The sequence below is a fragment of the Microbacterium sp. RG1 genome, from assembly GCF_005347485.1.
GTDB classification, from domain to species: Bacteria; Actinomycetota; Actinomycetes; order Actinomycetales; family Microbacteriaceae; genus Microbacterium; species Microbacterium binotii_A.
On the sequence record NZ_CP034121.1, the window covers coordinates 3,053,512 to 3,074,734 of the forward strand.

At 70.0% G+C, this 21,223-nt stretch carries 24 protein-coding genes and 1 pseudogene; 16 read left to right on the top strand and 9 right to left on the bottom strand.

The features are described from left to right. Positions 1 to 83 precede the first annotated feature (83 nt). The 3 genes and pseudogenes from EHF32_RS14855 to EHF32_RS14860 form a co-directional block, all read right to left on the bottom strand. Positions 84 to 1,625, bottom strand: coding sequence for a tripartite tricarboxylate transporter permease (locus EHF32_RS14855; protein ID WP_238343859.1), 1,542 nt, complete (start codon positions 1,623 to 1,625; stop codon positions 84 to 86). An 84-nt stretch (positions 1,626 to 1,709) separates the two neighbouring features. Continuing rightward, positions 1,710 to 2,114 (bottom strand): annotated as a pseudogene (locus tag EHF32_RS16130) (tripartite tricarboxylate transporter TctB family protein); the annotation flags it as partial. A 98-nt stretch (positions 2,115 to 2,212) separates the two neighbouring features. Then, positions 2,213 to 3,235, bottom strand: coding sequence for a tripartite tricarboxylate transporter substrate binding protein (locus EHF32_RS14860; protein WP_137418906.1), 1,023 nt, complete (start codon positions 3,233 to 3,235; stop codon positions 2,213 to 2,215). A 143-nt stretch (positions 3,236 to 3,378) separates the two neighbouring features. Between EHF32_RS14860 and EHF32_RS14865 the strand changes: the two genes are divergently transcribed. The 4 genes from EHF32_RS14865 (at position 3,379) to EHF32_RS14880 (ending at position 7,429) form a co-directional block, all read left to right on the top strand. Next, complete coding sequence (locus tag EHF32_RS14865; protein WP_192900656.1) at positions 3,379 to 4,647, top strand: ATP-binding protein; 1,269 nt, start codon at positions 3,379 to 3,381, stop codon at positions 4,645 to 4,647. Continuing rightward, positions 4,644 to 5,387, top strand: coding sequence for a response regulator (locus EHF32_RS14870; protein ID WP_137418907.1), 744 nt, complete (start codon positions 4,644 to 4,646; stop codon positions 5,385 to 5,387). Before EHF32_RS14865 ends, EHF32_RS14870 begins: the two co-directional genes overlap by 4 nt. 68 nt (positions 5,388 to 5,455) lie before the next feature. Further along, entirely contained in the window at positions 5,456 to 6,865 is a 1,410-nt protein-coding gene (locus EHF32_RS14875) for a glutamate decarboxylase (RefSeq protein ID WP_137418908.1), read from the top strand. A gap of 126 nt (positions 6,866 to 6,991) precedes the next feature. After that, positions 6,992 to 7,429 carry a GNAT family N-acetyltransferase gene (locus EHF32_RS14880; RefSeq protein WP_238343738.1) on the top strand — a complete coding sequence of 146 codons (438 nt, stop codon included), beginning with the start codon at positions 6,992 to 6,994 and terminating at the stop codon, positions 7,427 to 7,429. Positions 7,430 to 7,502: 73 nt separating this feature from the next. Here the strand turns inward: EHF32_RS14880 and EHF32_RS14885 are convergent, their stop codons facing one another. After that, positions 7,503 to 8,444 carry an NADP-dependent oxidoreductase gene (locus EHF32_RS14885; RefSeq protein ID WP_137418910.1) on the bottom strand — a complete coding sequence of 314 codons (942 nt, stop codon included), beginning with the start codon at positions 8,442 to 8,444 and terminating at the stop codon, positions 7,503 to 7,505. 109 nt (positions 8,445 to 8,553) lie between these two features. Here EHF32_RS14885 and EHF32_RS14890 point away from each other — a divergent pair, with 109 nt between their 5' ends. The 4 genes from EHF32_RS14890 (at position 8,554) to EHF32_RS14905 (ending at position 11,846) form a co-directional block, all read left to right on the top strand. After that, a complete protein-coding gene (locus EHF32_RS14890; RefSeq protein WP_137418911.1) occupies positions 8,554 to 9,072 on the top strand; it encodes a MarR family winged helix-turn-helix transcriptional regulator in 519 nt (172 codons plus the stop codon). Next, positions 9,069 to 9,695: an ABC transporter ATP-binding protein gene (locus tag EHF32_RS14895; protein ID WP_137418912.1), complete on the top strand. Its 627-nt coding sequence runs from the start codon at positions 9,069 to 9,071 to the stop codon at positions 9,693 to 9,695. The genes EHF32_RS14890 and EHF32_RS14895 overlap by 4 nt, the downstream gene beginning before the upstream one ends. After that, complete coding sequence (locus EHF32_RS14900; RefSeq protein ID WP_137418913.1) at positions 9,692 to 11,188, top strand: hypothetical protein; 1,497 nt, start codon at positions 9,692 to 9,694, stop codon at positions 11,186 to 11,188. Before EHF32_RS14895 ends, EHF32_RS14900 begins: the two co-directional genes overlap by 4 nt. A 118-nt stretch (positions 11,189 to 11,306) precedes the next feature. Continuing rightward, positions 11,307 to 11,846 carry a YaeQ family protein gene (locus EHF32_RS14905; RefSeq protein WP_137418914.1) on the top strand — a complete coding sequence of 180 codons (540 nt, stop codon included), beginning with the start codon at positions 11,307 to 11,309 and terminating at the stop codon, positions 11,844 to 11,846. Positions 11,847 to 11,852: 6 nt separating this feature from the next. On the opposite strand, the gene EHF32_RS14910 is transcribed toward EHF32_RS14905, so the two are convergent. Continuing rightward, on the bottom strand, positions 11,853 to 12,404 hold the full coding sequence (locus tag EHF32_RS14910) for an NUDIX hydrolase (RefSeq protein WP_137418915.1): 552 nt from the start codon (positions 12,402 to 12,404) through the stop codon (positions 11,853 to 11,855). A gap of 127 nt (positions 12,405 to 12,531) precedes the next feature. Between EHF32_RS14910 and EHF32_RS14915 the strand changes: the two genes are divergently transcribed. After that, the gene (locus tag EHF32_RS14915) at positions 12,532 to 13,980 is read left to right on the top strand and encodes an MFS transporter (RefSeq protein WP_137418916.1); all 1,449 of its coding nucleotides are present in this window, start codon (positions 12,532 to 12,534) and stop codon (positions 13,978 to 13,980) included. Between the two features lie 11 nt (positions 13,981 to 13,991). Here EHF32_RS14915 and EHF32_RS14920 read toward each other — a convergent pair whose 3' ends face one another. Beyond that, positions 13,992 to 14,174, bottom strand: a complete 183-nt coding sequence (locus EHF32_RS14920; protein WP_137418917.1) for a hypothetical protein — start codon at positions 14,172 to 14,174, stop codon at positions 13,992 to 13,994. A gap of 148 nt (positions 14,175 to 14,322) precedes the next feature. Between EHF32_RS14920 and EHF32_RS14925 the strand changes: the two genes are divergently transcribed. Continuing rightward, positions 14,323 to 14,781, top strand: coding sequence for a MarR family winged helix-turn-helix transcriptional regulator (locus tag EHF32_RS14925; protein WP_137418918.1), 459 nt, complete (start codon positions 14,323 to 14,325; stop codon positions 14,779 to 14,781). Here EHF32_RS14925 and EHF32_RS14930 read toward each other — a convergent pair. Both EHF32_RS14930 and EHF32_RS14935 read right to left on the bottom strand, forming a co-directional pair. Beyond that, entirely contained in the window at positions 14,750 to 15,073 is a 324-nt protein-coding gene (locus tag EHF32_RS14930) for a DUF7882 family protein (RefSeq protein WP_137418919.1), read from the bottom strand. The two genes, EHF32_RS14925 and EHF32_RS14930, sit on opposite strands and share 32 nt — an antisense overlap. Before the next feature lie 50 nt (positions 15,074 to 15,123). Further along, positions 15,124 to 15,621 (bottom strand): DUF6328 family protein, encoded by a 498-nt coding sequence (locus tag EHF32_RS14935; RefSeq protein WP_137418920.1) that lies wholly within the window; start codon positions 15,619 to 15,621, stop codon positions 15,124 to 15,126. A 92-nt stretch (positions 15,622 to 15,713) separates the two neighbouring features. Here EHF32_RS14935 and EHF32_RS14940 point away from each other — a divergent pair, with 92 nt between their 5' ends. After that, the gene (locus EHF32_RS14940) at positions 15,714 to 15,986 is read left to right on the top strand and encodes a hypothetical protein (protein WP_137418921.1); all 273 of its coding nucleotides are present in this window, start codon (positions 15,714 to 15,716) and stop codon (positions 15,984 to 15,986) included. On the opposite strand, the gene EHF32_RS14945 is transcribed toward EHF32_RS14940, so the two are convergent. Then, complete coding sequence (locus tag EHF32_RS14945; protein WP_192900657.1) at positions 15,959 to 16,276, bottom strand: YbjQ family protein; 318 nt, start codon at positions 16,274 to 16,276, stop codon at positions 15,959 to 15,961. The genes EHF32_RS14940 and EHF32_RS14945 overlap by 28 nt on opposite strands. Positions 16,277 to 16,481: 205 nt before the next feature. Between EHF32_RS14945 and EHF32_RS15825 the strand changes: the two genes are divergently transcribed. The 5 genes from EHF32_RS15825 to kdpC are packed head-to-tail and all read left to right on the top strand — an operon-like array spanning position 16,482 to position 21,191. Further along, entirely contained in the window at positions 16,482 to 16,622 is a 141-nt protein-coding gene (locus tag EHF32_RS15825; RefSeq protein WP_161594135.1) for a hypothetical protein, read from the top strand. Continuing rightward, on the top strand, positions 16,619 to 16,708 hold the full coding sequence (locus EHF32_RS14950; RefSeq protein WP_137418923.1) for a potassium-transporting ATPase subunit F: 90 nt from the start codon (positions 16,619 to 16,621) through the stop codon (positions 16,706 to 16,708). The genes EHF32_RS15825 and EHF32_RS14950 overlap by 4 nt, the downstream gene beginning before the upstream one ends. After that, positions 16,708 to 18,390: a potassium-transporting ATPase subunit KdpA gene (kdpA, locus tag EHF32_RS14955; RefSeq protein WP_137418924.1), complete on the top strand. Its 1,683-nt coding sequence runs from the start codon at positions 16,708 to 16,710 to the stop codon at positions 18,388 to 18,390. Before EHF32_RS14950 ends, kdpA begins: the two co-directional genes overlap by 1 nt. A gap of 2 nt (positions 18,391 to 18,392) precedes the next feature. Then, positions 18,393 to 20,561 (top strand): potassium-transporting ATPase subunit KdpB, encoded by a 2,169-nt coding sequence (kdpB, locus tag EHF32_RS14960; protein WP_137419283.1) that lies wholly within the window; start codon positions 18,393 to 18,395, stop codon positions 20,559 to 20,561. Positions 20,562 to 20,582: 21 nt separating this feature from the next. Then, entirely contained in the window at positions 20,583 to 21,191 is a 609-nt protein-coding gene (gene kdpC / locus EHF32_RS14965; RefSeq protein ID WP_137418925.1) for a potassium-transporting ATPase subunit KdpC, read from the top strand. Positions 21,192 to 21,223: the final 32 nt, after the last annotated feature.

The window sequence follows — 21,223 nt, forward strand, 5'->3', positions numbered from 1 at the left end:
GGGGGCAACCGAAGTCTGGCGAGCGCCCGCCGGGCGCACCATAGGGGAATCGGCCGAGATACGCCGATTCCCCTGATGCGAGCTCAGCGCGCGACCGACTCCTTCTCCGTCTCGGTGACCGCGCGGCGCGCCCGCCGGCGTGCGACGACGCGTCCGCGCACCGAGAACACCAGGACGGCGGCCAGCAGCACGTAGAGCGTGATGGTGATCGGGCTGTGCACCAGCACCGAGAAGTCGCCGTTCGCGCTCATCGCCGCATCCCGCAGGCTCGTCTCGGCCAGCGGGCCCAGCACCATCCCGATGATGAGCGGGGCGAGGGGGAAGTCCATCGCCCTCATCAAGAAGCCCAGGATGCCGATGCCGAGCAGCATCAGCAGATCGAAAGTCGACCCGGAGGTGGCGTAGATGCCCAGCGCGCAGAACACCGTGATGCCGGCGTACAGGTAGGGGCGGGGGATCAGCAGCAGCTTCGCCCACAGCATCGCAAAGGGCAGGTTGAGGATCAGCAGCACGACCATCGCGATGAAGAAGCTCGCCAGAAGTGCCCAGACGAGCTCGGAGGCGCGGTCGAACAGCAGCGGGCCGGGCTGCAGACCGTACTGGCGGAACGCCGCGAGCATGATCGCGGCGGTCGCGGAGATCGGCAGGCCCAGTGCGAGCAGGGCGCCCATCGCCATGCCCGTCGTGGCGTTTCCCGCCGCCTCCGGAGCCGCGAGACCGCGGATGGCTCCGCGTCCGAACTGCGGCTTCTTGCGCCGGGCGTCGAGCCGCTTCTCCAACCCGTAGGCGAGGAACGTCGGGATCTCGGATCCGCCCGCGGGCACGACGCCGAACGGCAGGCCGATCGCGGTGCCGCGCAGCCACGCCGGCGTCGCCTCCTTCAGCTCCTTCCGGCTCAGCCACGGCCGACCGGTGGGCCTGATGATCTTCTTCGCGGTGTCGTGACGCGCGAGGCACGCGACGAAGATGACCTCGCCGAGCGCGAGGATGGCGACGGTCACGGTGACCAGCGAGATGCCGTCGAACAGCTGCGGCGACTCCATCGTGAAGCGCGGCGCTCCCGACACCCCGTCGATACCGATAACGGCGATACCGAGACCGATGAACAGCGACGTCAGCCCCTTGATCACGTTGTCCGTGACGACGGACGATGTCGCCGCGAACGCGAAGACGGCCAGGGCGAAGAACTCCGCTGGCCCGAACCGGCTCGAGAAGTCCGCGAGTGCCGGGGCGAGGAAGACCACGACGATCGATGCGATGAAACCGCCGATGAAGGCGCCGATGGCGGCGGTGGCCAGGGCCTGGGCGGCTCGGCCGTTCAGCGCCATCTTGTGGCCCTCGAACGTGGAGGCGATGGCGGATGCCTGCCCCGGAGTGTTCATGAGGATGCCCATGGTCGAATCACCGAACAGGCCGCCGAAGTAGACGCCGGCGAACATGATGAACGCTGCGGTGGGATCGAGGGAGAACGTGATCGGCAGCAGCAGGGCGACGGCCATCGAGGAGCCGAGGCCGGGCAGAACGCCTACCGCCGTCCCGAGAAGGCAGCCGACGAGAACCCAGAGCAGGTTCTCGGGGGTGAAGGCATTGGCGAAGCCCTGTGCCAGAAGTTGCAGAGCATCCATGTCAGAACCCCCGAGGATGCCGGACGGGAGCGGCATCCCGAGCAGCATGTCGAATCCGATGTAGGCGAGCGAGCTCAGGGTCGCGCCGACCGCGAGCATCTGGATGGGCTTGGACGCGCCGAATCCACGGGCGATGCACCAGAAGAGCAGGGTCGCCGCGATGATCCAGCCGAGCAGATCGAGCAGCACCGCGAACGCGAAGAACGAGACCAGCACCCACGCCAGCGAGCGGACGTCCACGCGTACCGGCCGCGGGGGCGGCGGGTCGTCGTCGGCCTCGGCCGCCAGCAGCTCGGCCGTGAGCGGGTCGGGCATGGCCCTGATCTCCCGCACCGCGGTGATGGCGAGCGAGACGGCGAAGACGTAGAGGCCGGCGGTGACGATGCCGGGGAAGAACTGCGGTCCCGGGAAGGCGGCACCCTCGGGCACGCGCATCGTCAGGATGCCGATCAGCAGGTACGTCGCGAACGCCGCCACGATGACGGGCATCGTGAGGCCCTTCAGCAGCGCCGCGATGCCGGGGCCGGAGACGAGTCGCAGACGTTCGCCGAGGACGGCGGAGGTGGCGGTGGGGTTGGCGGGGAAGGTCACAGGCCCATCTCCTCGTAGAGCGTGCGGATGCGGGACTCCTCGTCGTCGAGGAAGCCGGTGAGCTCGTCCCCGGTGATGACGCGTTCGGTCCAGCGATAGCGCTCGACGGCGTCCTGCCACTGCGGGGTCTCGACGGAGTCGAGGATGAGCTGCGTGAGCTGATCCACCTCGTCGTCGGTGAGCCCTGCAGGGGCGGCGAGCATGCGCCAGTTGGTGAGCGAGATGTCGTAGCCCTGCTCGGACGCGGTGGGGATGTCGATCCCCTCGATCGGCTCTTTCGCGACGAGTGCGAGCGCGCGCAGTCGCCCCGCCTCGATCTGGTCGATGTTGTCGGGGTATCCGCCCGCCGCGGCTTTGGCCGTGCCGTTGAGCAGCGCCTGGATCGCTTCGCCGCCGCCGTCGGACGAGATGTAGGTCGTCTCGACAGGGTCGATCCCCGCGGCGAGGGCGAGGTCGGTCACGACGAGCTGGTCGAACGAGCCGCCGCCCGTCCACGGCAGCGCCTTGGGGTTCTCCTGCCACGCCGCGACGAGGTCATCGAGGCTCTCGTAGGGGGAGTCCGCCGGGACGACGATGACGTCGTACTCCTCGACGACGACGGCCAGCGGCGTGACGTCGGCGAGGGTCGCGGCGGAGTTGAACTGGATCGTCGCGGCCAGCAGTCCCGTGCCGCCGACGATCAGATTGTTCGCCTGGCCGTTGAGCACCGATACGTTGCCGAGGGCGATCGTGCCGCCGGCACCCGGCATGTTCACGACTTGGACGTTGTTCACCAGGCCGTTCGCCTTCTGCGCCTGCTGCAGCTCGCGCGCGATCCCGTCCCATCCGCCGCCGGCGGCGGCGGGGGCGACGATGGTCATCGAGGCGCTGATCTCCTGTCCGGCGGCGGCCGAGCTGATCGAGCCGAACGCGGCGATGCCGACGGCGGCTGCGGTCACGACGCCGCCGATCACGCGGCCGATCACGGTTCTGGTGGTGGTCTTCGTCCGGGGGGCGGACTCGTCCGAGGGGGTGGTCATCATTGCTCCATTCGCGCGGACATCGTCGTCGCCGCGAGATCGACCTAGGATGGCAGCGCGCGAGACGGCGGAGCCGGTCGCGCCGATTTGTTCCCATAAACGCGCACGCGGCGACGGGGCCGCACGGCGAGGAAGCGAGCACGATGGCGTTCGGGCACCGGCAGCGCGCCGTCCGGCTCGCCATGCTCGTGCTGCCCTCGATCGTCACCCTCGCGGCCCTCGGCGTCACGACGACGGTCGCCCTCGCGCTGCAGGAGAGCCGCATCCGGGATGCGACGGCGGAGCGCGTCCAGGAGGTGGCCACGAGCCTCGCCGCCCTGAGCGAAGTGCGACAGACCGTCGCATCCGTCTCCGACGCGGGAACACCGGACGACCTCGCGGATGCGGCCGATCTCGCTTCCGCGACGGCCTCGCTGCAGCCGATCGCCGAACTGGTCGCGCGTGCGGCGGGCGTCTACTACGTCGTCGTGACGGACGACGAGGGCGTGCGCATCACGCATCCGCTCGCCTCCGAGCGCGGTGTGCAGGTGTCGACCACGAACGCCTCGGTGCTCGCGGGTACGCCGTTCCTCGGCACCGAGACGGGGCCGTCGGGGCCGTCGCTGCGCGCGAAGGTGCCGGTCGTCGACGGCGACCGCGTGGTGGGCATGGTCGCGGTCGGGGTGCTCGAGTCCGACATCGCCGCCGAACGCGAAAAGGCCTTGGGGGCACTGCTGCCCTGGGCAATGGGGGCGCTCATCGCCGCGACGCTGGCCAGCTCCGCGCTCACGGCGGCGGTCGAGCGCCGGTTCCGCCGCCTCGACGAGCTGGCCCTCGAGCACGCCCAGATGGGGCGGACGACGGCGGCGCTGCGCGAGCAGTCCCATGAGTTCACGACACGCCTGCACGTCGTGCACGGGCTCGTCTCCCGGGGCGACGCGGACGAGGCGCTCGCCTACATCGAGGATCTCGTACCCGTCTCGGGTGCTCGGCATGATGAACGGGATGCGGGTATGCCACTGCGCGATGCCGCGGTCCACGCCGTCCGCTCGGACGTGCTCGCCCACGGTGCGCAGGTCGAGTTCGACATCGCCGTGGCGCGCGACATCGACGACGAGGTCGTCACCGTCCTCACCAACCTCTGCCGCAACGCCGCGGAAGCCGGGGCCGCCCGCATCCGCTGCATCCTCCGCGAGCGCGGCGACCTGCTCGTCGGGGCGGTGGAGGACGACGGGCCCGGCGTGGACCCGCGCCAGGCGACGCGGATCTTCGCCCTCGGGTTCTCCTCGAAGCCGGATGCCTCCGGCAGCGGACGAGGCATCGGTCTCGACCTGGTGCGCCGGCTGGTCACCGCGCGCGGGGGGACGATCGAAGTGGGCGCCTCGACGCTCGGCGGCGCCCGGTTCTCCTTCGAGATGGCGAGGCGCTCGTGACCGGGAACATCCGCGTGCTCGTCGTCGACGACGACAGGGGGGCCCGCGCGCTGCACAGCGGCTTCGTCGCAGCGACGAGCGGCTTCACGGTCGTGGGCACCGCCGCGAGCGGGCGAGAGGCCCTGGGCTTCGACGTCGACGCGCTCGATCTCATCCTGCTCGACATGCGACTTCCCGATATCAGCGGCATCGAGGTGCTGCACCGCCTCCGCACGATCGGCGGGTCGGAGGTGGACGTGATCGTCATCAGTTCTTCGCAGGACCAGACGACCGTGCGTCAGGCGCTCGCCGCGCACGTCGTGGGGTATCTGATCAAACCCTTCACCGAATCGGCGCTGCGGGCCCAGCTCGAGGAGTATCGGACGCGTCGTCAGCAGGCCCAGCAGGACGCGCGCGAGCGTCCGCTGAGTCAGGGCGAGATTGACCGGCTGCTGGCGACGGGCGGCATCCGCACGGGCGCCCACGCCGCGGCGACGCCCGCAGCCGCATCCGCGCTGCCGAAGGGACTTGCGCAACCCACGCTCGATCGGGTGGCGGCGGCGCTCGATCCCGTCATCGCGCGGTCCGGCGCCGAGGTCGCGACCACGTGCCATCTGTCGCGAGCCACGGCTCACCGCTACCTGACGCATCTCGTCGACCTGGGGCTCGTCGACCGTGCACACCGCTACGGCAAGCGCGGTCGTCCCGAAGTCCTCTATCGGCTCGCACCGGCGCACGCCCCGGACGCCACGACCCGCTGAGAATCCTCGCCCTCGACGGGCGAGTCGTGATTGTGTGGGCGAACGCGAACCCACGCCCGGAGGCAGCAATGAACGCTCGTCGAGGTCCCCACCGTCCGCCCGCCGGAAGTGAGGACCGGCTGAGCATCAATCCCGTGTTCGTGCGCCCGGGGGAGGCCACGGAGTTCGACCGCTATCGGCTCCCGGCAGGCCCGAGCCTGCCCGAGACGGCCTACCAGATCGTGCACGACGAGGCGATCCTCGACGGCAACTCCCGCCTGAATCTCGCCACCTTCGTCACGACGTGGATGGATGACCACGGGCAGCGGCTGTATCGCGAGGCCTTCGACAAGAACATGATCGACAAGGACGAGTACCCGGCGACCGCCGAGATCGAAGAGCGGTGCTGGCGGATGCTGGCGGATCTCTGGCACGCACCGGACGACGCCGACGCGATCGGCACGTCGACGATCGGCTCGTCGGAGGCCTGCATGCTCGGCGGGCTCGCGCTCAAGCGGCTGTGGCAGGAGCGTCGCAGGGCCGACGGGAAGCCGACCGACCGGCCCAACCTCGTCATGTCGGCTGCCGTCCAGGTGGTGTGGGAGAAGTTCTGCAACTACTGGGAGATCGAACCCCGGTACGTGCCGGTCTCCCCGGACCACCTGGTGCTGGACGGAGAAGGTCTGGAGCAGTACGTCGACGAGAACACGATCGGCGTCGTCGCGGTGCTCGGACAGACCTTCACGGGTCTGTACGACCCGGTCGCCGCCATCGCGGCGAAGCTCGACGAGATCGAGGCCGCCACCGGCGTCGACGTCCGCATCCACGTCGACGGCGCGTCCGGCGCCATGATCGCCCCGTTCTGCCAGCCCGAGCTGGACTGGGACTTCCGCATCGCTCGCGTCAACTCGATCAGCACCTCGGGGCACAAGTACGGGCTCGTCTATCCCGGCGTCGGCTGGGTCGTCTGGCGGGATCCGTCGGTGCTGCCGGAGAGTCTGGTGTTCCATGTCAGCTACCTCGGCGGCGACATGCCCACCCTCGCCCTGAACTTCTCCCGGCCGGGAGCTCAGGTGCTGCTGCAGTACTACCAGTTCCTCCGCCTCGGACGGGACGGCTATCGCGCCGTGCAGCAGAACTCGCTCGACGTGGCGCAGTTCCTGTCCGGTGAGATCGAGCGCATGGGCCCGTTCGACCTCGTGAGCCGAGGAGACACCATCCCGGTCTTCGCCTGGACGCTGAAGGCAGGCCACACGGATGTCTGGAACCTCTACGACCTGGCGGACCGCTTGCGGATGAAGGGGTGGCTCGTGCCGGCCTACCCGATGGCCGACGACATGAGCGACACGGTGCTGCAGCGCATCGTGGTGAAGGTGGGGCTCAGCCGCGATCTCGCGGCGTCGCTCATCGCCGACATCCGCGCCGAAGTGGACTTCCTCGACCGCCTCGATGCGCCGCTGCCCCGCGAGCGCACCACGGGCTCAGGCTTCCACCACTGAGACGGGCGCGCGCCCCCGCGCCTTCCGCCGAGTGAGCATCCGTTCGCCGAGTGAGCACCCAAACGGATGCTCACTCGGCGAACGGATGCGCGCTCGCGCAACAACCGGCGACGTTACGCTCGGCTGGTGAACGCCGACCTCGACCACATCGTCTTCCGTGCCGCACGCGGGGAGGACCTCCCCGGAATCCTGGCCTTCTGGGCGCAGGCGGCCGAGAACCAAGCCCGACCGGCCGACAACATCGCAGTGCTGGCGGCGCTTCTCGAGCGGGATGCGGACGCGCTCGACCTGGCGGCGTACGACGGCGGTGTGGTCGGCACGCTCATCTCGGGCTGGGACGGCTGGCGCGCGCACCTTTATCGCCTCGCCGTCCGTCCCGATCTGCGCGGCCGGGGGATTGCCGCCGAGTTGCTTCGTCGCGCGGAGGCTCGCCTCGCGGCCCTGGGTGCTGCACGACTCGACGCGATGGTGCTCGAACAGAACGGACTCGGACAGTCGTTCTGGGCGACAGCCGGATTCAGCGCACAGCCCGAGTGGCGGCGGTGGGTGCGCTCCGTCGAATGAGCACCCGTTCGGCGAGTGAGTTCCCGATCGGATGCTCACTCGGCAAACGGATGCGCGCTCGCGGAGGCCGGGCTCAGTTGTTCCCCGACGGGAGGAACACGATCTTCCCGTGCACGTCGCCGGCCTCGGCGCGTTCGTGCACGAGCGGCAGGTCCGCGAGCGGCAGCCGCTCGGCGATGTCCACGTAGAGCTCGCCGCGATCGATGAGTGACACGAGGTCCGCGAGCTCGTCGACGTCGGAGCGGACGAAGATCGTCACCGCCCGGACGCCGCGCGCCTCGTCGCCGGGCGTCGGCACCGTCGGCGTGGTCGAGACCACGACGCCGCCGTCGCGCACCAGCGGCACGAGGGACTGGAAGCCCTCTGCCGTGATGGGCGCGAGGTTCAGCAGCACGTCCACCGGCTCGGTCACGGCGTCCTGGAGCGTCGTGACGGTGTGGTCCACGATCTCATGGGCGCCGGCCGCCTCGACCTGACTGCGGCTGCGCCCGCTCGCGGTGGCGATCACGTACGCTCCCGCGCGTTGGGCGAGCTGGACGGCGTAGCCGCCGACCGGCCCGCCCGCGCCGTTGATGAGTACGCGCTGCCCGGCGCCGAGACCTGCCGCCTCGAAGAGGGCCTGGGATGCGGTGAGTCCCACCGACGGCAGGCCCGCCGCATCCGCCAGCGGAATGGTGAGCGGCGCCTTCGTGAGGACGGCGGCCGGTGCCACCACGTACTCGGCGGCCGCACCGTCCGACTCCATGGGGATCAGACCGATGACGCTGTCTCCGATCTCCAGGTCATCGACTCCCTCGCCCAGCGCGTCGACGGTGCCTGCGACGTCGTATCCGGGGATGTGCGGAAGCGTGATCGGAATGGGGAGGAAGCCTCCGCGCATCCCGCCGTCGGCCGGGTTGTAGGCGACGCCGGCGACGCGAATGCGCACCTGGCCGTTGGCGGGCGCGGGCATCGGCGCGTCCTCGTAGCGCAGCACCTCGGGGCCGCCCGTCTCGTGGAACCGTATTGCCTTCATGGTTGTCTCCTCAGGTAAGTGCTTCGGATTCGAAGCATGATCGCGACGATAGCAGTGGTTCGAGTTCGAAGCAACTGTTTCGAATCAGTAGCACTGCTACGCTCGCTGCATGGGTTCATCGCCGACGGGTCCGAGTGCCGTCCAGCTCGCCGCATACTTCGGTCTCATCGAGGTCAGCAGCCTCCTGCGCCATGCCGTCGAGCAGCAGCTCAAAGAGGCGGGCGATCTGAGCTATGTCCAGTTCCAGCTCCTCGCGACGCTCGGCGATGCCCCGGACGGCTCCCTGCGAATGACGGATCTCGCCGACGGCGTCGTCTACAGCCGCAGCGGCCTGACCTACCAGGCGCAGGTTCTCGAGAAGCGAGGGCTCCTCACCCGCTCGTCGTCGCCGGACGACGAGCGCAGTGTCGCGGTCGCCCTGACCGCGGAAGGCCGGGAGGTGCTCGGGCGGGTCTTCCCGGGGCATATCGCCACCCTCGAGGATCTGCTCTTCGCGCGTCTCTCGCCCGGTGACGTCGATGCCCTCGCCGACATCCTCGGCCGGGTGCGCGACCACATGAGGCACACGCCGCCGCGCTCGGCTGCCCGGCGTCGCCGCGCCCCAGCATCCGAGGGGACTCCGGCATGATCGAGGTCGATGCGGTGCGCGTCGTCTCCGGTGATGTCACGCTGCTCGACACGATCAGCTGGCGTATGGATGCCGGCACCGCGCTGGCCGTGCGGGGCGGCAACGGATCCGGGAAGACGACGCTGCTGCGCGTTCTGGCCGGCATGCAGACGCCCTCCGCCGGTTCGGCACGCATCGCCGGGGCGCCCATCTCGCAGCGCGACCGCACCTACCGTCGGCGCGTGGCGGCGATGATCGGGCTCCCGCCCTTCGCGCCCGATCTCACCGTGCTCGAGCACGCCCGACTCGTCGCCGTGACATGGTTCACGGCGGACGAGGCCGAGGTCCGGGCGCGCGCCGTGCTCGGCGAGCTCGGCCTGCACACGCTGCACGAGCGGTTTCCTCATGAGCTGTCGTCGGGGCAGACGCAGCTCTTCGGCCTGGCGCTCGTGCTCGTGCGTCCCGCCGAGGTGCTGATCCTCGATGAACCCGAGCAGCGCCTCGACCCCGAGCACGTGGATGCGGTCATCGCCGCGCTGCGGGCGCGGCGGGATGCGGGAACCACTCTCGTGGTCGCGACGCACCACCCGCGGCTCGCGGAGCTCGTCGCCGATACGACCGTGCGTCTGGAGCGCGTCGCGTGAGCGGCAGTGTGCGCACCGCCGTCGCCCTGTGGCGGCAGCGAGGTACCCGCAGCGGCGGGGAGCGGGCCTTCACCGTCTACCTGCTCGTGCTGGTCGCCCTGGTGGCGGTGGCGCCGGTCGTGCGTGCGGTCTGGCTGGGGGCGTCAGGGCCCGGCGGGCTCGCGCTGTTCGCGGACCCGCGCACGGCGCGAGTGATCGCGCTGATCGCCTCCGTGGTGTGGGCCGCTGCGCTGGCAGTGGGGCCCTCGCGCGGTCCGGCGCTCCGCCCGCCCTCCCTCACATACGCGCTCGGCACCAGCGCCCTTCCTCGCTCGCGCGCGTTTCTCGGGCCGGTGCTGGCCGCGGGCTTCCTCTCGATCGGCCTGTGGACCGTGGCGGCGGTGCTGGCGGGCGGGAGCCTCGCGGCGAACGGCATGGCTTCCGCGGACGCCGTCGTCGGGTTCGCCGCGGCCGGGGCTCTGGGGGGAGTGGTCACCGTCTGCGCCTGGCTGCTCGGGCAGGCGCTGCCGCGCCTCGCGCTCCCCGCGGCGGGTCTCGTGCTCGGTCTGGGAGTGGTGGCGGTCGCCGTTCCCGCCGCGAGCATCGTGACCCCCATGGGCTGGGTTGGCGCCGCGTATCCGCTCGGCGGGAGCACGAGCGCCCTCATCCCGCTGACGGCGCTCGTGCTGGCGCTCGCCGCGTCGGCGCCGTGGCTGCTGGAGCGGCTGCGTACAGACGAGCTGCTCGCGCAGGCGGCGCGTGCGGATGCGGCGCAGACGTCGGCAGCCGGGCTGGATCTCGGACAGGCCGCGGACGTCTACCGTGCCCGACCCGCGCCAGGCCGCCGCCTCCGAGCCATCGGGTCACGCGGCCCGCTGTGGTTGCTCATCCTGCGTCGGGACGCCGTCGGGTCCTTGCGTACGCCGTTGCGGCTGTCGCTCGGAGCGGCGGCGCTGGCGCTCGCCGGAGTCCTCGCGGCGATCGCGCTCACCCCCGGCGCGCCGACGCCGGTCCTCGGCGCTGTCGCCGGAGTCCTCTCGTTCGCCGGCCTCGGGCCGGTGACCGACGGCATCCGTCATGCCGCGAGTGCGGCTGCCGACGTGCCACTTTACGGAGTGACGGATGCGTCGCTCGTGGCGTGGCACGCGCTGTTCCCGCTCGTGGCTGCGATCGCGCTGCTGACGCTCGCGGCCGGGCTCACCGTCACGATCGTCGCTGTCGCGAGCGGTGCGTCGGCCGCTCTGGCGGCAGCGCTCGTCGCGCTGATGACGCTCGCCCTTCGGCTGGCGAGCGCGCTGAAGGGGCCGATGCCTCCGGCGCTGCTCGCGCCCATGTCCGCGCCGATGGGTGATCCGATGGCGGGTGTGCGACTCGTGTGGGCGCTGGACGCCGTCGTGCTGGCCACAGCGTCCGGAGCGGCGATCGTGCTCGTTCCCGCAGCTCCCGTCGCGACCTGCGTGCTGGCGGGCGTGATCGTGGTCATGATCGGGGTGCGCTGGCGCTCGCGGCGCTGAAACGATCGCGTGCCCGGCGAGCGAGCACTCTTTCATCGAATGAGCACGCGATCGGATGCGCGCTCGGCGAACGGATGCGCGCTCGGCGAGTGGCGGCGGCCGCGTAGGCTCGAGGGCTATGGCTGCCGGCGCGACGATGTACACGTTCGATGTGACGCTGTCGGATGTGGACCGCGGCGTCTACGAGCAGTTCACGCTGCGGGCGGCGCGGCATCCGTCCGAGACGGATGCCTTCATGCTGACCCGGGTGCTGGCATTCTGCCTCGAGTACGAGGAAGGCATCGCGTTCAGTGAGGGGATCTCGCAGGCCGAGGAGCCCGCGGTGCTCGTGCGGGACGCGACGGGCGCGATCACCGCGTGGATCGAGGTCGGAGCTCCGGATGCGGCGCGCCTGCACTTCGGCAGCAAGCTCGCCGATCGGGTGGTCGTCTACACCCACCGCGACCCGGCGAAGGTCGCCGCGCAGTGGGACGGCAAGAAGATCCACCGGAGTGACGCGATCCGCCTGATCAGCTTCACGCCCGGGTTCATCGACGAGGCGCGCCCCGCTCTCGAGCGCCGCAACACCGCGACGGTCTCCCTCGTGGAATCCCGGCTCTACCTGGAGCTGAACGGCACGGCCGTCGACGCCGAGGTGCTCGCGCAGCCCGCGCAGTAGCGTCGCTCAGCGCACCGCGAGCACGCGGGCCAGGCGATCGGCGAGCCCCGGCGCCGAGTCGAGCGGCAGCGCCGCCACGGGCCACCACGCCACCGCATCCGATTCGTCGCTGACGACGAGGGGAGCGGTCAGGTCTGAGACGCGCCCGACGACGCCGATGTCGAGGTGCGACGCGCACCGGCCGAACCCCCCTCCGAGGGCGTGATGATCCAGATCCGCCACCGCGATGCCCTCCAGCAGCGCGGGAGACAACCCGGTCTCCTCCTGCAGCTCGCGCAGCGCCGCGCCCTCCACGGAGGTGTCGCCCGCCTCGAGATGCCCGCCGGGCTGCACCCAGAACCGACCCTTGCCGTGGAAACACAGCAGCACGTGCGCGGCGTCCTCGTCGAACACGAAGGCGCTGGCCGTGACGTGCGTCGGCGGGCCGGAGCGCTCCAGGGTCGCTCGGCCGTGGTCGCGAAGGGCCCCGACGAAGTCTCGACGCGTGCTCTCCTCCGCCTCGTCGCGGGTGTGCCAGGCGTTGACGGCGGCGGTGACGGATGCGAGGAGCGGGCTCATCCCTCGACGGTAGGCGATGCGCTTAGCCCCCCGCGCCGCCGGGGTCAAGGTTCCGCCGCCGCGTGCGGAGCGGGAGTAGGAATATCGGCGGCAGGGGCAGCGGTGCCGCCTGCGGAAGGAGTGAGTCATGTCGCTGCAGCCCACTGAGATCAGATCCCTCGTTCCCGCCCGCATGGATCGCCTGCCGTGGTCGAGATTCCATTGGATGATCGTCGTGGGCCTGGGCTTCTCCTGGATTCTCGACGGACTCGAAGTGCAGATCGTCGCGGCGACCGGTTACGCCGCCACCCTCGGCATGGGCTCGTTCGAAGTGGGGCTGGCGGCCACCTTCTACCTGCTGGGGCAGGTCACCGGCGCCCTCGTGTTCGGACGCCTGACCGACAAGCTCGGGCGCAAGAACCTCTTCCTCATCTCCCTCGCGATCTACCTCGTCGGCAGCGCGGTCGCCGGCCTCGCCTTCGCCCCCTGGTTCTTCTACATCTGGCGCTTCGTCGCCGGCGCGGGCATCGGCGGCGAATACGCCGCGATCAACTCGGCCATCGACGAGATCATCCCGGCGAAGTACCGCGGACGCGTCGACATCGCCATCAACGGCACCTACTGGGGCGGCGCGGCGCTCGGTGCCGTGGCCAGCTCCTTCTTCTTGAACCAGGACATCTTCGCGGAGGACCTCGGCTGGCGGCTGAGCTTCTTCGTGGGACCCGTGCTGGGCATCCTCATCATCTGGCTGCGACGCCACATCCCGGAGAGCCCGCGGTGGCAGATGACGCACGGACGCGAGGAGGAGGCCGAGCGCGGCGTCGACGAGATCGAGGAGCGCATCCGCAAGGAAGGCAAACAGATCCCGCCGGTCGATGAGAGCAAGGCGATCGTCGTGAAGGAGTACGGGCGCGTGCCGTTTCTCGTGATCGCCAAGGTGCTGTTCCGCCAGTACCCGAGGCGCACCCTGGTCGGGGTGACGATGATGGTGACGCAGTCGTTCCTGTACAACGCGATCTTCTTCACCTACGCGCTCGTGCTCGAGAACTTCTACGACGTCCCACCCGCATCCGCGTCGCAGTACTTCATCGTCTTCGCCCTGGGCAACCTCGCCGGTGCGCTCGTGCTGGGGCACTTCTTCGATACCTGGGGTCGGCGACGGATGCTGTTCGGCACCTACGTGTTGGCAGGTCTCATCCTCTTGGCGAGTGCGTTCCTGTTCCACATCGGCGCCCTGGACGCGGTGACGCACACGATCTTCTGGTGCGCGTCGTTCTTCTTCGCCTCAGCCGGCGCCTCGGCGGCCTATCTGACGGTCAGCGAGATCTTCCCGCTGGAGCTGCGCAGCCAGGTGATCTCCTACGTGTTCTCGATCGGACAGCTCGTCGGAGCCGGCGCGCCCGCTCTCTACGGGGCCTTGATCGGAGACGGATCGGATCGCGGCCCGCTGTTCTGGGGATACGTGCTCGGCTCGGCCGTGATGATGATCGGCGGCGTGGTGTGCGGCATCTTCGGGGTCAGCGCCGCAGGCAAGTCCCTCGAGGACATCGCCGATCCGCTCTCGCTGGTCGACGCGAAGGACGGGCAACGATCGTGACCCGAGGAGGCTCAGCCGTCGTAGCGGCGCAGCGCACGCAGTCGCGGGAGGCTGTCGCGCCAGGACGCTCGCGCGGCGGGGATGTCGCCGACGAGCACGACGGCAGACGCGGAGCGCGTGTCTCCCAGTGCGTAGCCTTCGGGGAGGTCGTCCACGAGCTGCCCGGCTCGGGGTCCGCCGTCCAGCATGTACATCCCGGCAGGATAGCGCGCGGCGATATCCGGGTGCCGAGGGGTTGCGCAAAACCGCGTCGTCGGTCTCGGCCTCCGGGTTGTGGTCGTCCCGCCGGTCGGCGAGGATGGTCGCTAGACAGACTAGTAGTTAATCTGCGAGCGGAGTGACATGGCGGGCAGCACGGCACAGGAACGCACCATCGAACCGGCGGTCTCGGCCATCGAACGGTTGAGGCTCGCCGAAGCCAGTCTCAGCCGGCGTCGCCAGACCGCCTGCGGTCCGAGTGAGAACGCGCGCGCCGCGATGCGTCTCATCCTCGAGCGCGCGGATGCGGGGGAGGACCTCACCCCGGGCGACATCGCGGAGCACCTGGGCGTCTCGCCCGCGGCCGTCAGCGGCATCCTCGACAAGCTTCACGCCGGCGGGCTCGTGGCCTTCCGCACCAACCCCGATGATCGGCGCAGCAAGCTCGTCGTGCCCTTCGACCGCGACACCGACATCGATGAGCTCGACCCGGTGGGCGCCCGCATCCGTCAGGCGGTCGGGGAACTCGATCCGGAGACGTCGGCCGCGGTGGTGCAGCTGATGGAGAAGATCACACGGGCTGTCGATGCGGAGTGTCGCTGACCGCCGGCTCTGGCGACAGTGTCAGGCCGTGAGGCCCGTTGGCCTCGGCCATCATGGCGTCCAGCCACTCCCGGTTGAGGGCCGGGTTGCGGCTGCCGTAGAAGGCGAAGACCAGGGAGATGCCCGGGTGCACCCAGAGGCTGCGGGTGCCGATGCCGCTCGTGTCGGCCAGGTGCAGCAGGAACGGCTCGCCGCGGCGCAGCTTGTTCATGAAGACGAGGCGCAGATGTGCGAGGGCCCGGTCATCGATGTCGAAAGACTGGCTCCCGCCGTCGTAAAGCAATTGGCCCATTGCCCTAAGGTAACCCCGGGAGAGCGCTTAACTAATTCTCTTTAACTAGCTTAACTACTGTGGTCCCCACGGCGGAACCGACGGGGCAGCACGACCCAGAGGCCTACGACGAGCACAGCACCCACGATCAGCGCCACAGCTCCTGCCGTCCGGCCGAGCACGACATCCACGATGAGAGCCGTGACACCGACACTGAGCAGGGCGATGACGGCGAGATCGATCGCGACGATGCGCGCAGCGACCCTCACGAGGGCCGGCTTCATCCGGCGGGCGAAGACGGTCCGGTGCAGGGTGACGGGGGCCAGGGCGAGAAGGGTCGACAGGCCTGCGAGGACGACGAGCGAGATGTAGAGCACGACCTGGAGCGCGTCGAGGTCCGCGAAACGGGGCTGGAAGGCGACGGCGAGCAGGAACCCGGTCAGGATCTGCGTGCCGGTCTGCATCACGCGCAGCTCCTGCATGAGCTCGTCCCAGTTGCGATCCGCCCGTTCGTTCGCGCTTTCGTCGCGGCCGTCACCCGGTACGGCATCCCGTGCGTCCTCCGACATGTCGTCTCCTCTGTGCATCCCGTGACTAGCAGATCGCCTGCGTCCCTGCCAGGGGCACTCCGATGTCGGAGGGGCGGCGCAGAATCTCCGATGTGGAAGCTCACACGTTGATCCAACAGGCGCCCGATGCGGCTCCGCGGGCGCTGTGGGTGCAGGTCGAAGACGGTCTCCACGTCGCCAGCACGGCGTCCGCGTTCGTGGGCACGGTGACCGAGAAAGCGAACGGTTTCGAAGCCGTCGACGGGCTCGGCACGTGCCGCGGTGTCTTCGCGCGCCTCGACGACGCCAAGGCGGTGCTCGAGGCGGCGGCACTACGCCGACGCGATCATCTGACGACTCAGGCGATCGTCACGGCCGTGCCGTAGGCGCAGACCTCGACACCGCCCGTGTCGCCGTAGTCGTTCGTCTCGAACCGGAAGGCCACGACGGCGTTCCCGCCCTTCTGCTGCGCCTCCGCCGCGAGGCGTGACAGCGCCTCGGTGCGCGTCTGCTGCAACAGCTCGGTGATGCCCTTGAGCTCGCCGCCGGCGAGGGCCTTGAACGAGGCGCCGATGTTCGAGCCGATGTGACGCGAGCGCACGGTGAGGCCGAAGACCTCGCCGTGCACCTCGGTGATCGTGCGACCGGGGACGTCGTTCGTCGTGACGATGATCATGCGCCACACCCTAGGGCACGCGGTCCTGCCCCGACAGGGGCGTCGACGAGCCGTGCGCCGGGATGAGGAGGGCGTGAGGATCCGAACGCCGACCGTTCGGATTCCGTAAGGACGGCGGGACGCGCCCCGGCGGAGGCGTTCGATCGACGAGTGCCCCGAGCGGGGCGCCCGCGCCGACCGCGCGGCCTGTTCCCTGGAGAGTCCCGTGCTCGATCTCGTCTACGTCCTCGCGACGCTCGCGCTCTTCGCGCTGGTCGCCCTCGTGCTGAAGGGGGTCGACGCCCTGCAGGCGGGCGACCGCGCGTCCACCCGGCCGGCCGGCGCCACCCGGAGCGAGCGCGCATGATCGTCATCTCCCTCGTCGCCGCAGCCCTCGCCGTCGCGGCCGTCGTCTACCTCGTGATCGCTCTCGTGCGCCCGGAGAAGTTCTGATGGATGCGGAATCGATCACCTTCGGCATCCTCCAGATCGCGACCCTGCTGGTGGCGCTCGGGCTCGCCTACCGGCCGCTCGGCGATCTCATCGCCTTCGTCTTCACCTCGCCCCGGCACGCCCGAATCGAACGCGGCGTCTATCGCGTGATCGGCGTCGACGCCGAGGCGGAACAGAGCTGGCAGGCGTACGCCCGCGGCGTCCTGATCTTCTCAGCGGCCGGTGTGCTGCTGGTGTACCTCCTGCAGCGCACGCAGCAGTTCCTTCCCTACGCACTGGGCCTTCCCGCGGTGCCGGAGGGACTCGCCTTCAACACCGCCGTCTCCTTCGTCACCAACACGAACTGGCAGTCGTACTCGCCCGAGGCCACCCTCGGCTACACCGTGCAGTTCGCGGGACTGGCCGTGCAGAACTTCCTCTCCGCGGCCGTCGGACTCGCCGTCGCCGTCGCCCTCGTGCGTGGCTTCGCGCGGCGCGGATCCGCAACGATCGGCAACTTCTGGGTCGACCTCGTACGCGGTGTCGGCCGCATCCTGCTGCCGCTCGCGATCGTCGCGGCGATGGTGCTGATCATCGGCGGCGTCGTACAGAACGTCTCGGGCTTCACGCCCGTCGACACCATCAGCGGTGCGGCGCAGAGCCTGCCCGGCGGCCCCGTCGCCTCGCAGGAGGCCATCAAAGAGCTCGGCACGAACGGTGGCGGCTTCTTCAACGCCAACTCGGCGCATCCGTTCGAGAACCCGACGCCGTGGACCAACCTCTTCGAGATCTTCCTGATGCTCGTGATCCCCGTCTCCCTGCCTCGCGCTCTCGGTCGGATGGTGGGTGACGACCGCCAGGGCTACGCGATCCTCGCGGTGATGGGGACGCTGTTCGCCGTCTCGCTCTCGCTGCTCACCTGGTTCGAAGTGCAGGGCTTCGGCAGCGCGCCGCAGCTCGCCGGCGGCGCGATGGAAGGCAAGGAGACCAGGTTCGGCATCTGGGCCTCGGCGCTCTTCGCCACCTCCACGACGGCCACATCCACGGGCGCCGTCGACTCGATGCACGACTCCTTCACGGCCGGCGGCGGCGCCATGACCATGATCAACATGATGCTCGGCGAGGTGGCACCCGGCGGTGTCGGATCGGGCCTGTACGGGATGCTGATCCTCGCCGTGATCGCGGTGTTCATCGGCGGTCTGCTGGTGGGTCGGACCCCCGAGTACCTCGGCAAGAAGATCGGGCCGAGCGAGATCAAGCTCGCGAGCCTGTACATCCTCGTGACTCCCGTTCTCGTGCTCGCCGGCACCGCGCTGAGCTTCGCGGTGCCGGGTGTGCGCGACGACGTCGAGTCCACCTCGATCCTCAACCCCGGACTGCACGGCTTCAGCGAGGTGCTCTACGCGTTCACCTCGGCGGCCAACAACAACGGCTCCGCGTTCGCCGGTCTCACTGCGAACACCCCGTGGCTAAACACCGCGCTCGGCGTCGTGATGCTGCTCGGCCGCTTCATCCCGATCGTGCTGGTGCTGGCACTGGCGGGCTCGCTCGGCGCGCAGGAGCGCATTCCGGGTACCTCCGGCACGCTTCCGACCCACCGGCCGCAGTTCGTCGGTCTCCTCGTGGTCGTGAGCGTGCTCATCACCGCACTCACCTACTTTCCCGTTCTCACGCTGGGTCCCCTGGCGGAAGGGCTTCTGTGACCATGTCCCGACTTCCCGCATCCCCCGATCTCACCCGTCCGGCCGAGACTGAGGCTTCCCCCGGCGCGCGGGGGTCCCGTCGCGCCTTCGGGATCGCGCAGCTCGTCGAGGCGCTGCCCGGCGCACTCGCCAAGCTCAATCCGGTCGCGCTGTGGCGCAACCCGGTCATGTTCCTCGTGTGGGTCGGCGCCGCTCTCACGACCCTCATCGCGATCGCGGAGCCCTTCCTCGGCGGCCCCGAGAGCAGCGGCGGCTCGGCCGTGCCGTTCGGGTTCACCTGGGGCATCGCGCTGTGGCTGTGGCTGACCGTGATCTTCGCGAACCTCGCCGAGGCGGTTGCGGAGGGGCGCGGCAAGGCGCAGGCGCAGGCGCTGCGCTCGACCCGCACGAGCACGATGGCCCGCCGTCTCCTCGCCTACGATCCCGAGCGTGACCGCGCGGCCGAGAAGACGGCGACGACCGAGGTGGCCTCGAGCGAGTTGACACTCGGCGATGTCGTCGTCGTGGCCGCGGGCGAGCTCATCCCCGGCGACGGTGACATCGTGTGGGGGATCGCGACGGTCGACGAGTCGGCCATCACCGGCGAGTCGGCGCCGGTGGTCCGCGAATCCGGCGGCGACCGCAGCGCCGTCACCGGCGGCACCCGGGTGCTCAGCGACCGCATCGTCGTGCGCATCACGTCCCGTCCGGGCGAGACCTTCGTCGACCGCATGATCGCGCTCGTCGAGGGCGCCTCGCGCCAGAAGACGCCCAATGAGATCGCCCTCAACATCCTGCTCGCAAGCCTGTCGATCGTCTTCGTGATCGTCGTCCTGACGTTGAACCCGATCGCCTCCTACGCCGCAGCGCCCGTGTCGGTGCCGGTTCTCGTGGCGCTGCTGGTCTGCCTCATCCCGACCACGATCGGCGCGCTCCTGTCCGCGATCGGCATCGCCGGCATGGACCGTCTCGTGCAGCGCAACGTGCTCGCAATGTCGGGGCGTGCGGTCGAGGCGGCCGGCGACGTCACGACGCTGCTGCTCGACAAGACCGGCACCATCACCTACGGCAACCGCCGTGCCACCGCGTTCGTCGCGCTGCCCCAGATCGACGCGGAGGAGCTGGCGCGCACCGCCGCCCTCTCCTCGCTCGCCGACCCGACGCCCGAGGGCACCTCGGTCGTCGACCTCGCCCGCGGCCAGGGCATCGACGCCGCCGAGCCCGAGGGCGCGGTCGTCGTCCCCTTCACCGCGCAGACCCGGATGAGCGGGCTCGACCTCGCCGACGGCACCCGCATCCGCAAGGGAGCGGCCTCGGCCGTCACCGCGTGGGTGGAGTCGGAGGGGACAGCGATCGCCGAGGCGACCAGAGCGCAGCTGACCAGCGAGGTGGAGACGATCTCGACCGCGGGGGGCACTCCGCTCGTCGTCGCCGTGGCGGATGCCGCCGGCACCCGCATCCTGGGCGTCATCCACCTCAAGGACATCGTCAAGGAGGGGCTGCGCGAACGTTTCGACGAGCTGCGGTCCATGGGCATCCGCACCGTGATGATCACGGGCGACAACCCGCTGACCGCGCGGGCGATCGCCGCCGAGGCCGGTGTCGACGACTACCTCGCGGAGGCGACCCCCGAGGACAAGCTGGCCCTCATCCGCAAGGAGCAGGCCGGCGGCAACCTCGTCGCCATGACCGGTGACGGCACGAACGACGCGCCCGCTCTCGCGCAGGCGGATGTGGGTGTGGCGATGAACACCGGCACGTCGGCCGCGAAGGAGGCCGGCAACATGGTCGACCTCGACAGCGACCCCACCAAGCTGATCGACATCGTCCGCATCGGCAAGCAGCTGCTCATCACCCGCGGTGCCCTCACGACGTTCTCGCTCGCGAACGACGTCGCCAAGTACTTCGCGATCATCCCGGCGATGTTCATGGGGGTCTTCCCCGGCCTCGCGGCGCTGAACGTGATGCAGCTGAGCTCGCCCGCATCCGCCGTGACCAGCGCGATCATCTTCAACGCGATCGTGATCGTCTTCCTCATCCCGCTCGCCCTGCGCGGCGTGACCTACCGGCCCGCATCCGCATCGCAGGTGCTCAGCCGCAACCTCCTCATCTACGGACTCGGCGGCGTGATCGCCCCGTTCCTCGGCATCAAGCTCATCGACCTCGTCGTGAGCCTCATCCCGGGCTTCTGAGCCCTCTCTGGAGACCACACCATGTCCCTTCGTTCCGCCCTCCGCCAGTCCGGCGTCGCCGTGCGCGCCCTGTTCGCCGCGACCCTCGTCCTCGGTGTCGGCTACACCGCGCTCATCACGGGCATCGGCCAGCTCGCCCTGCCCGCGCAGGCGAACGGTTCGCTCGTGACGGATGCTGCGGGCACGGTCGTCGGCAGCGCCCTGATCGGCCAGTCGTTCACGGATGCCGACGGTGCCGCGCTGCCGCAGTACTTCCAGTCGCGGCCATCGGCCGCGGGCGCCGGCTACGACGGGGCCGCATCGTCCGGGTCCAACCTGGGTCCCGAGAACCCCGACCTGGTCGCCTCGATCGCCGAGCGTCGGCAGGCGGTCGCCGAGCTCGAGGGCGTCGACCCCGCATCCGTCCCGGTCGACGCGCTCACCGCATCCGGGTCCGGACTCGACCCGCACATCAGCCCCGCCTACGCGGCGCTGCAGGTGGCCCGCGTCGCTCGCGCACGTGGGCTCGAGGAGGGGGAGGTGCGGGCGCTGGTCGCCGCGCACACGACCGGCTCCGACCTCGGTTACCTGGGCGAGCCGCGGGTGAACGTGCTCGAGCTGAACCTCGCCCTCGACGCACTGAAGCCGTGACCCGGCCATGCGTGGTCCTGCTCGTCCGTCGG